Here is a 13,030-nt window from a genome sequence, read left to right as displayed (position 1 = left end):
TTACCGGGTCGGCAGTGAGCCGCGCTCCACGTGCCCGGCCTGCGGCGGCACCACCAGGCCGCCGAAGGTGTACTCCCGCAGCTTGCGCCACACGCCGTCCGCGCCCTGCTCGTAGAGGGCGAAGCCGGTGCACGGCCAGTCGGCCTCGTAGTCGGCGAGTTCCTCGAAGGCGCGGTCCATCGCCTCGTCGTCGATGCCGTGCGCCACCGTGACATGCGGGTGGTACGGGAACTGCAGTTCGCGCGGAACGGGACCGGAGGGGTCGCGGAGCTGCTTCTGCAGCTGGGTGCAGGCCTCGGCGCCCTCGGCGATCCGCACGTAGACGACGGGTGACAGGGGCCGGAAGGTGCCGGTGCCGGACAGCCGCATCGGGAACGGCCGGCCGCTCGCGGCGACCTCCGCCAGGTGCGCCTCGACGGCCGGCAGATCGCCGGCGTCGACCTCGGTCGGCGGCAGCAGGGTGACATGCGTGGGGATGCCGTGAGCAGCGGCGTCGCCGAAGCCCACGCGCAGCTGTTGGAGCAGGCTGCCGTAAGGCTCCGGGACCGCGATCGACACGCCGATCGTTACGGTCCCCACGTCGTCTCCTGTCGTCGTGACGGATTTGTTCTCAGCCGTCGGCTATCGACTGTACGGCCACGGCTGGGTCGCGGGCAGGCGCAACCGGAGTGATGTGCAGCGCTCTGCCCAGTGGTACGTCTGTGCGATGGCGCGCGGTCAGTGCTTGGCGGGCAGGAAGCCGACCTTTTCGTACGCCTGCGAGAGGGTCTCCGCGGCGACCGCACGGGCCTTCTCGGCACCCTTGGCCAGGATCGAGTCCAGCGTCTCCGAGTCGTCCAGGTACTGCTGGGTGCGCTCCTTGAAGGGCGTCACGAACTCGACCATGACCTCGGCGAGGTCCGTCTTGAGCGCGCCGTACATCTTGCCCTCGTACTCCTGCTCCAGCTCGGCGATCGTCTTGCCGGTGAGGGTGGAGTAGATGGTGAGCAGGTTGCTGACGCCGGGCTTGTTCTCGGCGTCGTAGCGGATGACGGTGTCGGTGTCGGTGACGGCGCTCTTGACCTTCTTGGCGGTGGCCTTGGGGTCGTCGAGGAGGTTGATGAGGCCCTTCGGCGTGGAGGCCGACTTGCTCATCTTGATCGACGGGTCCTGGAGGTCGTAGATCTTCGCCGTCTCCTTGAGGATGTACGGCTTCGGGATGGTGAAGGTCTCGCCGAAGCGGCCGTTGAAGCGCGTCGCGAGGTCGCGGGTCAGCTCGACGTGCTGGCGCTGGTCCTCGCCGACCGGGACCTCGTTGGCCTGGTAGAGCAGGATGTCGGCGACCTGCAGGATCGGGTACGTGAAGAGGCCCACGGAGGCGCGGTCGGCGCCCTGCCTGGCGGACTTGTCCTTGAACTGGGTCATGCGGGAGGCCTCGCCGAAACCCGTGAGGCAGTTCATGACCCAGGCCAGCTGGGCGTGCTCGGGGACATGGCTCTGGACGAAGAGCGTGCAGCGCTCGGGGTCGAGTCCGGCGGCGAGCAGCTGGGCGGCGGCGAGCCGGGTGTTGGCGCGCAGCTCGGCCGGGTCCTGCGGAACCGTGATCGCGTGCAGGTCGACGACCATGTAGAACGCGTCGTGGGACTCCTGCAGGGCCACCCACTGGCGGACGGCGCCGAGGTAGTTGCCGAGGTGGAACGAGCCTGCGGTGGGCTGGATTCCAGAAAGCACACGGGGACGATCAGAGGCCATGTTCACCATTCTCTCAGGTCTGTCGACCCGATCCGGAACCGGTCGGAAACAGGTGGGAACCGATCGGTCTGCCGCGGTGCAACAAGGGAGTGAGAGCGCGGGAGGGCGCCGCCTTCAAGCCGTGGCCGCTGTCGACCGTCGCCAATGAGACGAGGAACACAGTGCGGTCGGGGCCGGCGGGGCGCTGCTGATACGCCGCGCGGCGGCCCGGCAGGGTGCCGGACCGCCGCGGGAGGAGCCACGACAGGAGCTCATCGATCTCTGAGGGCGCTGGTCAGCCCAGGTCGATCTCCGGGTACAGCGGGAAGCCGGCCACGAGGTCGGTGGCGCGGCGCGAGATCTCGTCCGCGATCTTCGGGTCGAGGACGTGCTGCGCCTTGGACGGGGCGCCCGACTTGGTGGTGCCCGGCTCGGCGGTCGTGAGGACGCGGTCGATGAGGCCCGCGACCTCGTCCATCTCGGCGGTGCCGAGGCCACGCGTGGTCAGGGCGGGGGTGCCGATGCGGATGCCGGAGGTGTACCAGGCGCCGTTGGGGTCGGCGGGGATGGCGTTGCGGTTGGTGACGATGCCCGAGTCGAGCAGGGCCGCCTCGGCCTGACGGCCGGTGAGGCCGTAGGAGGTGGCCACGTCGATGAGGTTGAGGTGGTTGTCGGTGCCGCCGGTGACGAGAGTGGCGCCGCGCCGCATCAGGCCCTCCGCCAGTGCGCGGGAGTTGTCGACGATGCGCTGGGCATAGTCCTGGAAGGAGGGCCGGCGCGCCTCGGCGAGGGCGACGGCCTTGGCGGCCATGACGTGCGGGAGCGGGCCGCCGAGGACCATCGGGCAGCCGCGGTCGACCTGGTCCTTGAGGGAGTCGTCGCACAGGACCATGCCGCCGCGCGGGCCGCGCAGCGACTTGTGGGTGGTGGTGGTGACGATCTGGGCGTGCGGAACCGGGTCGAAGTCACCGGTCAGCACCTTGCCCGCGACCAGACCGGCGAAGTGCGCCATGTCCACCATCAGGGTCGCGCCGACCTCGTCGGCGATCTCCCGCATGATGCGGAAGTTCACCAGCCGCGGGTAGGCGGAGTAGCCGGCGACGATGATCAGGGGCTTGAACTCGCGGGCGGAGACGCGCAGGGCCTCGTAGTCGATGAGGCCGGTGGCGGGGTCCGTGCCGTAGGAGCGCTGGTCGAACATCTTGCCGGAGATGTTCGGGCGGAAGCCGTGGGTGAGGTGGCCGCCGGCGTCCAGGGACATGCCGAGCATGCGCTGGTTGCCGAAGGCCTGGCGCAGTTCGGCCCAGTCGGCGTCGGTGAGGTCGTTGACCTGGCGGGCGCCGGTCTTCTCCAGGAACGGGGCCTCGACGCGGTCGGCGAGGACGGACCAGAAGGCGACGAGGTTGGCGTCGATGCCGGAGTGCGGCTGGACGTAGGCGTGGCGGGCGCCGAAGAGCTCCTTGGCGTGCTCGGCGGCGAGGGACTCGACGGTGTCGACGTTGCGGCAGCCGGCGTAGAAGCGGCGGCCGATGGTGCCCTCGGCGTACTTGTCGCTGAACCAGTTGCCCATCGCGAGGAGAGTGGCCGGGGAGGCGTAGTTCTCGGAGGCGATCAGCTTGAGCATCTCGCGCTGGTCGGCGACCTCCTGCCCGATGGCGTCCGCGACGCGCGGCTCGACCGCGCGGATCACGTCGAGGGCGGCGCGGAAGGCGGTGGACTCGGTGGAGAGGGGCTGCTGCTCTGACATGTCGTCGGCCTCCGGGTGGCGTGGCTTGAAGCGTTCACGGTTCACGGCTGGCCCAGGCGCACGGCACTCACTCACTCAGGCCGCTCCCCGATGGTCGGTCCCATCCCAGCGCGCCAGTCACGGCCCGCTGGTCAGCCTACCGGGCGCGCCGGAACGCGGAGGTCCCGCGTCCACCATGCGGGCGAGGATAAGAAGGGGGCACCCGCACAGCATCTGGCACCTTCGGGAGATTCCGTGACCGCTACGGAGACACTCATCGCCGCCGCCGAGGCGCACAGCGCGCACAACTACCACCCCCTGCCCGTGGTCATCGCCTCCGCGGACGGGGCGTGGATGACGGATGTGGAGGGGAGGCGGTATCTGGACCTGCTGGCCGGTTACTCGGCGCTGAACTTCGGGCATCGCAACCGCCGGCTGGTGGAGGCGGCGAAGGCGCAGCTGGAGAGGGTGACGCTGACGTCGCGGGCGTTCCATCACGACCGGTTCGCGGCGTTCTGCTCCGAGCTCGCCGAGCTGTGCGGGATGGAGCTGGTGCTGCCGATGAACACCGGCGCGGAAGCGGTGGAGACGGCGGTGAAGACGGCCCGGAAGTGGGGCTACCGGGTCAAGGGCGTGCCCGCGGAGATGGCGAAGATCGTGGTCGCGGGCAACAACTTCCACGGCCGTACGACGACCCTCGTCAGCTTCTCCACCGACCCGGAGGCACGGGCGGACTTCGGTCCGTACACGCCGGGCTTCGAGATCGTGCCGTACGGGGACCTGACGGCGATGCGGTCGGCGGTCACGGAGAACACGGTGGCCGTGCTGCTGGAGCCGATCCAGGGCGAGGCGGGGGTGCTGGTGCCGCCGGCCGGTTATCTGCCCGCGGTGCGGGAGCTGACGCGCGAACGGAACGTGCTGTTCGTGGCGGACGAGATCCAGTCGGGGCTTGGCCGGACCGGAAAGACCTTCGCGTGCGAGCACGAGGGCGTGGTGCCCGATGTGTATGTGCTCGGCAAGGCGCTGGGGGGCGGGATCGTGCCGGTGTCGGCGGTGGTGTCGTCGGCCGATGTGCTCGGAGTGTTCCGGCCCGGTGAGCACGGTTCGACGTTCGGCGGGAATCCGCTGGCGTGTGCGGTGGCGCTGGAGGTGATCGCGATGCTGCGGACGGGCGAGTTCCAGGCGCGGTCCGCGGAGCTGGGCAGTCATCTGCACCGGGAACTGCGGGCGTTGACCGGCACGGGACGGGTGAAGGCGGTGCGCGGGCGGGGGCTGTGGGCGGGCGTCGACATCGCGCCGCCCTACGGCACGGGCAGGGAGGTGTCCGAGAAGCTGATGGAGCGGGGGGTGCTGGTGAAGGACACGCACGGGCCGACGGTGCGGATCGCGCCGCCGTTGGTGATCGGGAAGGAGGACCTGGACTGGGGGCTCGCGCAGTTGCGGGCGGTGCTCGGGATCTGAGCCGCGCGGCGGGGCGCCGGCGTGCTCCCGTGCGGCTTCGGCTTCGGCTTCCGGGACCTTCGGCCCTCGACGCTGGGCCGCGGAGGCCGGGAAAATCGGGCGGTACGGGCGTACAGGACACGCGGCGAGAGGTCCGTCATGGGCGGAAACGGGTCGGCTGCCGTGCCGGCGGGTGCGGGGCGGGAGCTCCTCTTTCGGGGTCGTGATGTCGAGGAGTTGCACGCGCTGGTGAGCGAGCGGTTCGCGCCCCACCGGCTGACGGTGCTGGACGAACATCCGGTCGACGGGCGGTTCCGGTGCGTGCACGAAGGGGCCGTGGCGCTGTACGAGTTGGGGTACGGCGCGGAGGTCGATGTCACGCCGGGCGAGTTGCCGGAGTTCTACAACATCCATGTGCCGCTCGCCGGGGACGGTGTCGTCACCGCGGACGGGGTCGCCCTGGCGTCCGTGCTCAGCATCGTCAATCCGGGGCAGCGGCTGTCGATGCGGTGGAGCGGGGAGACGCTGAACCGGGTGCTGATCCTGCCCCGGCAGACCGTCGACCGGGCGCTCGCCGTGCGCCTCGGTGAACTGCCCTCCGCTCCCCTGCACTTCGCGCCGGTGCTGGATTCGCGGGTGGGGGCGGTCCGGGCGTGGTTGCGGGTGGTGCAGGCGTTCGCCGAGTTCGCCGACTCGGAGCTGGCGGCGCGATCGCCGCTGGCGGTGGGGCACTTCGAGCAGTTGCTGGTCGACGGCCTGCTGGACGCGCAGCCGCACCTGCTCAGCGACGCGGTGGCGGGGCGCGGACCGGCGGTGCTGCCCCGTGCGGTGCGACGGGCCGCGGAGTTCTGCGCCGAGCACGCCCACGAGCCCATCTCGGTGGCCGACATGGCGGTGGCGGCGCGGGTGAGTCTGCGAAGCCTGCGGGAGGGGTTCCGGGCCCATCTGGCCACGACTCCACTGGCGTACCTGCGGCGCGTACGACTGGATCTGGCCCGGCGCGATCTGCTCGCGATCGCCGACGGACAGGCGCCGGGGACGGTCACCGAGGTGGCGTTGCGCTGGGGGTTCGCGCATCTGGGGCGGTTCACCGGGCACTACCGGCAGACGTACGGGGAGACGCCGTCACAGACGTTGCGGGGGACCCGCGCTGTCGGTGAGTCCGGCGCTATCCACAAAGCGGTGAGGTTTCCGCCGTAACCGGATAGCCGGTCGAGGGGCGTCGGGGCGATGGTGGAAACCTGCCGCCCGGGTCGTGGACGGTGGTTCGGGGGAGCCGAGCCGGGCGGCAGCAGAGGCAGGGACAACGGCCCTCGCACAGGGACCTTGCGCAGGTCTGCAAAGCCAGAGATCGGTGAGAGCGGACGCCGGGGCATCGCCGCTCCCTGTGCGTCTCCCCTACAGTCACTTTGTGATCTTTGGGATGGTGTGCGCGCTGGGCGCGGCGGTCTGCTTCGGTACCGCGACGGTTTTGCAGGCGGTTGCCGCGCGGTCGGCCGCCACGGGTGGGGGCGGGGAGGCGGCGCTGCTGCTGCGGGCCCTGCGGCAGTGGCGGTATCTGGCCGGGCTGGCGCTGGACGGGCTGGGGTTCCTGTTCCAGATCGCCGCCCTGCGGTCGATCCCGATCTACGCGGTCGCCGCGGCGCTCGCGTCCAGCCTGGCGGTGACCGGGGTGGTCGCGGCGCGACTGCTGCAGGTGCGGCTGAGCGGGACGGAGTGGGGTGCGGTCGGGGTGGTGTGCGCCGGGCTCGCCATGCTGGGGCTCGCGTCCGGGGCCGAGGGGGACCGTCAGGGGTCGACGGCGCTGAAGTACGCGATGCTCGCGATCGCCGTCGTGGTGCTGCTGCTCGGACTGTTCGGGGGCCGGTGGTCCGGGCGCGGGCGGGCGCTGGTGCTCGGCCTTGGGGCCGGGTTCGGGTTCGGGGTGGTCGAGGTGTCGGTGCGGCTGATCGACTCGCTCGCGCCGTCGGAACTGCTGACCAACCCGGCGACCTACGCCCTCGTCATCGGCGGGGGCGCCGCCTTCCTGCTGCTGACGTCCGCGTTGCAGCGCGGCTCGGTGACCACCGCCACCGCCGGGTTGGTGATCGGCGAGACGATCGGGCCGGCGGCGGTGGGCGTGGTGTGGCTCGGGGACCGCACACGTGAGGGGCTCGCCTGGCTCGCGGTCCTGGGGTTCCTGGTCGCCGTCGCGGGCGCGCTGGCGCTGGCACGCTTCGGGGAGGCGCCGACGACGGACGCCACGACCACGGAAGCGGCGGCGTGAGCGAATCCTCCTCCGGCTGCTGATCCGTTGGTAGATCCGGCTGCTGATCCGCCGGTAAACCGGCGGGCCCGGTGTTCCGGCGGGCCCGCCGACCGCCACGGAGCCGTCTTCGTCACCCTGGACCGGCCGCTGAACGTCAGCCCGTCGCTCGCCGGCGACCTCAGCCACACGGTTGTGGCCGAGGTCGTCGAGGAGCCGTCGGGCCGGCCGATCAGGACAGCCACGCCTTCCATGTCGGCGTGTGGCCGTCCACCCACTTCTTCGCCGCCTGCTCCGGGGTCAGCTTCTGGTCGGCGATCATCAGGGAGACCTCGTTCTGGTCCTCGGTCGTCCACTTGAACTTCTTCAGGAAGGCCGCCGCCTTGCCGCCCCGCTTCGCGAAGTCCGCGTTGAGGTACTTCTGGAGCGGGGTGTGCGGGTAGGCGCAGGCGACCTTCGCCGGGTCCGTGTCGCAACCCTCCTTGTACGGCGGCAGCTTCACCTCGGTCATCGGGACCTTCTTGAACAGCCACTGCGGCGCGTACCAGTACGTCAGGAAGGGCTTCTTCTCCTTGGCGAACTGTTTCATCTGGGTGATCTGCGCGGCCTCGGAGCCCGCGAACACCACCTGGTAGTCCAGCTTCAGGTTCTTCACCAGCGCCTTGTCGTTGGTGACGTAGGACGGTGAGCCGTCCATCAGCTGGCCCTTGCCGCCGCTCTCCGCGGTGCGGAACAGCGACGAGTACTTGTTGAGGTTCTTCCAGTTGGTGATGTCGGGATGCTGCTTGGCCAGGTACGTCGGCACATACCAGCCGATGTGTCCGGTCACCCCGAGCCCGCCGCCGCGCGCGATGGTCTTCTTGTCGTCGACGTAGCGCTTCTCCTGGTCGGGGTGGCCCCAGTCCTCCAGGATGGCGTCGACACGGCCCTGGCTGAGCGCGTCCCAGGCGGGGACCTCGTCCACCTGGACGGTGTCGACCCGGTAGCCCAGCTTGTGCTCCAGCAGGTACTGGGCGACGGCCACGTTGGACTGCGCACCCACCCAGGACTGGACCGACAGGGTCACGGACTTGGCGCCCTGGGCGTTGGCGAACGGGGAGGCCTGCTTGGTCATGTCGGCCGCGCCGCAGCCGGTGAGCAGCACCAGGGAGCCCACCACGGCGGCCGTACCCGGAGTCGTCCTCATGCTCGTACGAAGTCGCATGTCACGCTCCCTTCTTCGTGCGGCGTTCGGTCGGCTGGGTCACCCGGTCGAGCATCAGGCCGAGGCAGACGATCGCGGCGCCCGCCACCAGGCCGGTCGCCAGGTCGCCCTGTGCCAGGCCGAAGACGGTGTCGTAGCCGAGCGCGCCACCGCCGACCAGGCCGCCGATGACGACGACGGCGAGGACGAGGACCACGCCCTGGTTGACGGCGAGCAGCAACGCCCTTCGGGCGAGCGGGAGTTGCACCTGGCGCAGCTGCTGGGCGGGGGTCGCGCCGAGCGAGCGGGCCGCCTCCAGGGCGGCCGGGTCGACCTGGCGCAGGCCCTGTGTGGTGATGCGGACGACGGCGGGCAGCGCGTAGACGACGGCGGCCGCCGCGGCGGGCGCGCGGCCCACGCCGAACAGCGCGACCACCGGGATCAGGTAGACGAACTGCGGCATCGTCTGGAAGACGTCCAGGACGGGGCGAAGGGCCCGTTCGAAACGGTCGCTGCGGGCCGCCGCGATACCGATCGCGAAGCCCAGGACCAGGGTGACGGCGACGGCGGCCAGCACCTGGGAGAGCGTGTCGAGGGAGGGCTGCCACACACCGAGCACGCCGATCGCGGCCATGGCGAGGACCGCGGTGAGCGCGGTGCGCCAGGTCCCGATCAGCCACGCGAGAGCGGCGACGACGAGCAGGACCGACCACCAGGGCAGCCCCTGCAGTCCGCTGCGGACCGGGTTCAGCACCCAGGTGGTGAAGTGGCCCGCCCAGTCGGCGGTGCCGCCCACGACGGGCACGCCCGAGTACAGGTGCGCGGTCATCCAGTCGACGGCGCGGTTGACCGGCTCGGCGATGTCGAACGTCCAGGAGTCGGGCCAGTCGAGGCGGCCCGCCAGCCGTCCGGCGAGCGCGACGGCCACGGCGGCGGCAGCCGCGTAGAGCCACGGGCGGAGACTTCCGGGCTCCTCGCCGGCCTGCTCGCCCGCGGCGCCGGTCACCCGGTCCAGTACGACGGCGAGCAGCACGATCGGGATGCCGGCCGCGAGCGCCGCGCCCACGTCGACCGAGGCCAGCGCCTGGTAGACGCGGTCACCGAGGCCGCCCGCGCCGATGACGGAGGCGATGACGGCCATCGACAGCGCCATCATGATCGTCTGGTTGAGGCCGAGGAGGAGCTCCTTGCGGGCCAGCGGGATGCGGGCGGTCAGCAGGCGCTGGGGTGCGGTGGCGCCGAGCGAGTCGACGGCCTCCAGTACCTCCTTGTCGGCGCCCTGCAGACCGAGGGCGGTGAGGCGGGCCATCGGCGGGGCGGCGTAGACGACGGTCGCGAGGACGGCGGCGGGCACGCCCATGCCGAAGACCAGGACGACGGGCAGCAGATACGCGTACGCGGGGAGCACCTGCATGGTGTCCAGGACCGGGCGCAGGGCGCGGTCGAGGCGGTCGGAGAGCCCGGCGGCGAGGCCGAGCGCCACTCCGACGGCGACCGACACGAGCACGGCGACCACCATCAGCGCGAGCGTCTGCATGGTCGGCACCCACATGCCGAGCAGACCGCAGGCCAGGAACGCGGCACCCGTGCCCAGGGCGAGGCGGACGCCGGCGACGCGCCAGGCGACGAGGGCGGCGAGGGCCGTGACGCCGGGCCAGCCTGCGGCGAGGAGCACCAGGTAGACGGCGTGTACGGAGATGACGACCGCGTTGCTGATGTAGCCGAAGAAGTAGAGGAACAGGGGGTTGCTGTCCCGGTTGTCGATGATCCAGTTGCTGGCGGTGGTCAGGGGTTTGGAGAGGTCGACGGTGAGGGCCTGGGGCCAACTCCCGCTGGCCCACTGGGCGTTGGCCAGAGGGACGAGTACGGCTGCGGCCAGGCCGAGGAGGAGGAGTTTCTGGACGGCGCGATGCCTCAGAGCAGCGGGTATGGCGATGCGAGGCGCGTGTGCAGTGACCGTTGCCATCAGACGGCCTCCGGGTCGGTGGTGGGGGGCGGGGTCGCCGGCCGGCGCTCGGCCGGTGCCGCTTTCTGTGGGAGGGGTGCCGCGCCAGCGGCACGACTGCCCGCGGCTGGGGCGGGCGCGGCGGCTGTCCCCGTTGCGGCGGCTGCTGTGCCGGCCACCACGTTCAGCAGCGTGTCCGCGTCCACCGTTCCGACGCAGTGGCCGTCGGCCATCACGCGGGCCGGGGCGCCTGCGCGGGCGACGGCCTCGATGGCCTCCGAGACCGTCGCGTCCGGGGCGAGCGCCGGTCCGTTGCCCGGCTCCCCCGCGGGTGCGGCCCGCATGGCCGTACGCACCGTCATCACCTGCTCGCGCGGCACGTCCCGGACGAACTCGCGGACGTAGTCGTCGGCCGGGCTGCCCACGATCTCCTCCGGGGTGCCCAGCTGGACGACCCGGCCGTCGCGCATCAGGGCGATCCGGTCGCCCAGCTTGAGGGCCTCGTTCAGGTCGTGGGTGATGAAGACCATCGTGCGGCCCTCCTCGCGGTGCAGGCGGATCACCTCCTCCTGCATGTCCCGCCGGATCAGCGGGTCGAGGGCGCTGAACGGCTCGTCGAAGAGCAGGACCTCGGGGTCGACGGCCAGGGCGCGGGCGAGGCCCACGCGCTGACGCTGGCCGCCGGAGAGCTGGCTCGGGCGGCGCTGCTCCATGCCGTCCAGGCCGACCTTGGCGACGACCTCCTGGGCGCGGGAGCGCCGCTCGGACCTGCCCACGCCCTGGATCTCCAGGCCGTACGCCACGTTGTCGAGGACCGTGCGGTGCGGCAGGAGGCCGAAGTGCTGGAAAACCATGGCGGCGCGGTGGCGGCGCAGTTCGCGCAGCCGGGACCTGTCCATGGCGCGGACGTCCTCGCCGTCGATGGCGATCGTGCCGGCCGTCGGCTCGATCAGCCGGGTCAGACAGCGCACCAGCGTGGACTTGCCGGAGCCGGACAGGCCCATCACCACGAACACCTCGCCCTTGCGCACGTCGAAGGAGACGTCACGGACGGCGGCGGTGCAGCCCGTGCGGGCGCGGAGTTCCGCGGGTTCCAGCGAGGTCAGTCCGGGGTCGGCGGGGACGCGTTCGGCCTTGGGGCCGAACACCTTCCACAGCCCCTCCACGGAGAAGACCGGTTTGCTCATCACGTTCGTCGCGTTCATCACGCACCACTTCCGATCAGGTCTACGGCTTTCTCCCCGACCATCAGCACTCCGATCATCGGGTTCACGGCGGTCATGGTCGGGAACACGGAGGCATCCGCGATGCGGATCCCCTCCAGTCCGCGGATCCTCAACTGCGGGTCGACGACCGCCAGTTCGTCGTCGCTCGCCCCCATACGGCAGGTCCCGGCCGGGTGGTACACGGTGTGCGCGACCTTGCGCGCGTACTCGCTCAGCTCCTCGTCGCCGGTGAGGTGCGGGCCGGGGGCCACCTCGCGCTTGAGCCAGCTCGCCAGCGGCTCCGTCCGCGCGATCTCGCGGGCGATGCGGATGCCGTCGACCAGGGTGCGGCCGTCGTAGTCGTCCTCGTCCGTGAAGTAGCGGAAGTCGAGGGCGGGCTTGACCGAGGGGTCGGCGCTGGTGAGGTACAGCCGGCCGCGGCTCTTCGGCTTCGGGATGTTGGGCGTCATCGAGACGCCGTACCTGGGCCGTTCGTAGCCGAGGCGCTCCGGGTTGTCCGTGAACGGCACCTGGTAGAAGTGGAACATCAGGTCAGGGCCCTGGTGTTCGGGATCACGGCGCACGAACAGCCCGGCGTCGCTGTCCATCGCGGAGTTCTCCGGAAGGGGGCCGTGGGTCTCCCAGACGATCACCGACTCGGGATGGTCGAGGAGGTTCTCGCCGACCCCCGGCAGGTCGAGTGCCACGGGTATGCCGAGCGCCTCCAGCTGCCGGCGGGGACCGATGCCCGAGTGCAGCAGCAGCCGCGGCGAGTCGACGGCACCGGCGCAGAGCAGGACCTCGCTGCGCGCCCGTACGAGGATCTCCTCGCCGTCCTTCGTACGGACGTGCACGCCTTCGGCCCGGGCGCCGTTCAGCTCCAGCTTGTACGCCCAGGTCTCCAGGAGGATCGTCAGGTTCTCGCGCTCGTCCATCACCGGGTGCAGATACGCCACCGAGGCCGAGGACCGCTTGTTGTTCTCGGGGTGGTAGGCGAGGTCGAAGAAGCCCACCCCCTCGGTGAACGGCGCGCGGTTGAAGCCCTCGATCCGGGGGACGCCGAGCGCGTACTGCGCGGCGTCGACGAAGTCGTGGGCGATGTCGTTCCGGTCCTTCTCGTCGACCGGGACGATGTTGTTCTTCAGCCGGGCGTAGTACGCCTCCATCGGCACCGCGCCCCAGCCCTTGGCGCCGGCCTCCTCCCACTCGTCCCAGTCGGACGGCAGCGGCTTGAAGGCGATCAGCGTGTTGTGCGAGGAACAGCCGCCGAGCACCCGGGCCCGGCTGTGCCGGATGTGCGAGTTGCCGCGTGGCTGCTCCGTGGTGGGGTAGTCGTAGTCGAGCTCGCCGCCGAGCAGGCCCATCCAGCGGCGCAGCGTCAGCACGTCCTCACGGCCGACGTCACTGGGCCCGCCCTCGATGACGGCCACGGTGACGTCCGGGTTCTCGCTGAGGCGGGAGGCGATGACGGACCCGGCGGTCCCGCCGCCGATGACGACGTAGTCGTATATGTGGGGATTCTCGGACATGGGGGTACAACTCCAGAGGGGGGATCAGAAGCGCCCCCATAGGGGCG

10 protein-coding genes, 1 pseudogene and 1 riboswitch are annotated in these 13,030 nt (G+C 71.0%); of the genes and pseudogenes, 4 read left to right on the top strand and 7 right to left on the bottom strand.

All coding sequences use genetic code 11. The features are described from left to right. Nucleotides 1–579: a 2'-5' RNA ligase family protein gene (locus ACWC1K_RS10890; RefSeq protein ID WP_450830249.1), complete on the bottom strand. Its 579-nt coding sequence runs from the start codon at nt 577–579 to the stop codon at nt 1–3. A gap of 138 nt (nt 580–717) precedes the next feature. Beyond that, a complete protein-coding gene (gene trpS / locus ACWC1K_RS10885; RefSeq protein WP_450830247.1) occupies nt 718–1,731 on the bottom strand; it encodes a tryptophan--tRNA ligase in 1,014 nt (337 codons plus the stop codon). Between the two features lie 92 nt (nt 1,732–1,823). Here trpS and ACWC1K_RS10880 point away from each other — a divergent pair. Then, nucleotides 1,824–1,916, top strand: a pseudogene (locus ACWC1K_RS10880) (siderophore-interacting protein); the annotation flags it as partial. Between the two features lie 89 nt (nt 1,917–2,005). Here ACWC1K_RS10880 and ACWC1K_RS10875 read toward each other — a convergent pair. Then, the gene (locus ACWC1K_RS10875; RefSeq protein ID WP_450830245.1) at nt 2,006–3,457 is read right to left on the bottom strand and encodes a glycine hydroxymethyltransferase; all 1,452 of its coding nucleotides are present in this window, start codon (nt 3,455–3,457) and stop codon (nt 2,006–2,008) included. Between the two features lie 43 nt (nt 3,458–3,500). Then, nucleotides 3,501–3,588: riboswitch (ZMP/ZTP riboswitch) on the bottom strand. Nucleotides 3,589–3,691: 103 nt separating this feature from the next. Between ACWC1K_RS10875 and rocD the strand changes: the two genes are divergently transcribed. The 3 genes from rocD (at nt 3,692) to ACWC1K_RS10860 (ending at nt 7,142) form a co-directional block, all read left to right on the top strand. Beyond that, nucleotides 3,692–4,897, top strand: coding sequence for an ornithine--oxo-acid transaminase (gene rocD / locus ACWC1K_RS10870; RefSeq protein ID WP_450830243.1), 1,206 nt, complete (start codon nt 3,692–3,694; stop codon nt 4,895–4,897). Nucleotides 4,898–5,125: 228 nt separating this feature from the next. Beyond that, nucleotides 5,126–6,076, top strand: a complete 951-nt coding sequence (locus ACWC1K_RS10865; RefSeq protein WP_450830241.1) for an AraC family transcriptional regulator — start codon at nt 5,126–5,128, stop codon at nt 6,074–6,076. A gap of 223 nt (nt 6,077–6,299) precedes the next feature. Next, nucleotides 6,300–7,142, top strand: coding sequence for a hypothetical protein (locus ACWC1K_RS10860; protein WP_450830361.1), 843 nt, complete (start codon nt 6,300–6,302; stop codon nt 7,140–7,142). A 211-nt stretch (nt 7,143–7,353) separates the two neighbouring features. Here ACWC1K_RS10860 and ACWC1K_RS10855 read toward each other — a convergent pair whose 3' ends face one another. Genes ACWC1K_RS10855 through ACWC1K_RS10840 form a run of 4 tightly spaced genes read right to left on the bottom strand, consistent with a single transcriptional unit; the run spans nt 7,354 to nt 12,983 of the window. Then, a complete protein-coding gene (locus ACWC1K_RS10855; protein ID WP_450830239.1) occupies nt 7,354–8,325 on the bottom strand; it encodes an ABC transporter substrate-binding protein in 972 nt (323 codons plus the stop codon). A 1-nt stretch (nt 8,326) separates the two neighbouring features. Further along, nucleotides 8,327–10,270 carry an ABC transporter permease gene (locus ACWC1K_RS10850; RefSeq protein ID WP_450830238.1) on the bottom strand — a complete coding sequence of 648 codons (1,944 nt, stop codon included), beginning with the start codon at nt 10,268–10,270 and terminating at the stop codon, nt 8,327–8,329. Beyond that, nucleotides 10,270–11,454: a quaternary amine ABC transporter ATP-binding protein gene (locus ACWC1K_RS10845; protein WP_450830236.1), complete on the bottom strand. Its 1,185-nt coding sequence runs from the start codon at nt 11,452–11,454 to the stop codon at nt 10,270–10,272. Before ACWC1K_RS10845 ends, ACWC1K_RS10850 begins: the two co-directional genes overlap by 1 nt. After that, nucleotides 11,454–12,983 (bottom strand): GMC family oxidoreductase, encoded by a 1,530-nt coding sequence (locus ACWC1K_RS10840; RefSeq protein WP_450830234.1) that lies wholly within the window; start codon nt 12,981–12,983, stop codon nt 11,454–11,456. Before ACWC1K_RS10840 ends, ACWC1K_RS10845 begins: the two co-directional genes overlap by 1 nt. Nucleotides 12,984–13,030: the final 47 nt, after the last annotated feature.

It is taken from the genome of Streptomyces sp. NPDC001492, assembly GCF_053597275.1.
This window is presented reverse-complemented; position numbering and strand designations above follow the sequence as displayed.

What these genes read in the sequence shown, in the direction of transcription:
- trpS (WP_450830247.1), bottom strand. Translation starts at nt 1,731, where the DNA reads ATGGCCTCTGATCGTCCCCGTGTGCTTTCTGGAATCCAGCCCACCGCA.
- ACWC1K_RS10875 (WP_450830245.1), bottom strand. Translation starts at nt 3,457, where the DNA reads ATGTCAGAGCAGCAGCCCCTCTCCACCGAGTCCACCGCCTTCCGCGCC.
- ACWC1K_RS10860 (WP_450830361.1), top strand. Translation starts at nt 6,300, where the DNA reads ATGGTGTGCGCGCTGGGCGCGGCGGTCTGCTTCGGTACCGCGACGGTT.
- ACWC1K_RS10855 (WP_450830239.1), bottom strand. Translation starts at nt 8,325, where the DNA reads ATGCGACTTCGTACGAGCATGAGGACGACTCCGGGTACGGCCGCCGTG.
- ACWC1K_RS10850 (WP_450830238.1), bottom strand. Translation starts at nt 10,270, where the DNA reads ATGGCAACGGTCACTGCACACGCGCCTCGCATCGCCATACCCGCTGCT.
- ACWC1K_RS10845 (WP_450830236.1), bottom strand. Translation starts at nt 11,454, where the DNA reads ATGAACGCGACGAACGTGATGAGCAAACCGGTCTTCTCCGTGGAGGGG.
- ACWC1K_RS10840 (WP_450830234.1), bottom strand. Translation starts at nt 12,983, where the DNA reads ATGTCCGAGAATCCCCACATATACGACTACGTCGTCATCGGCGGCGGG.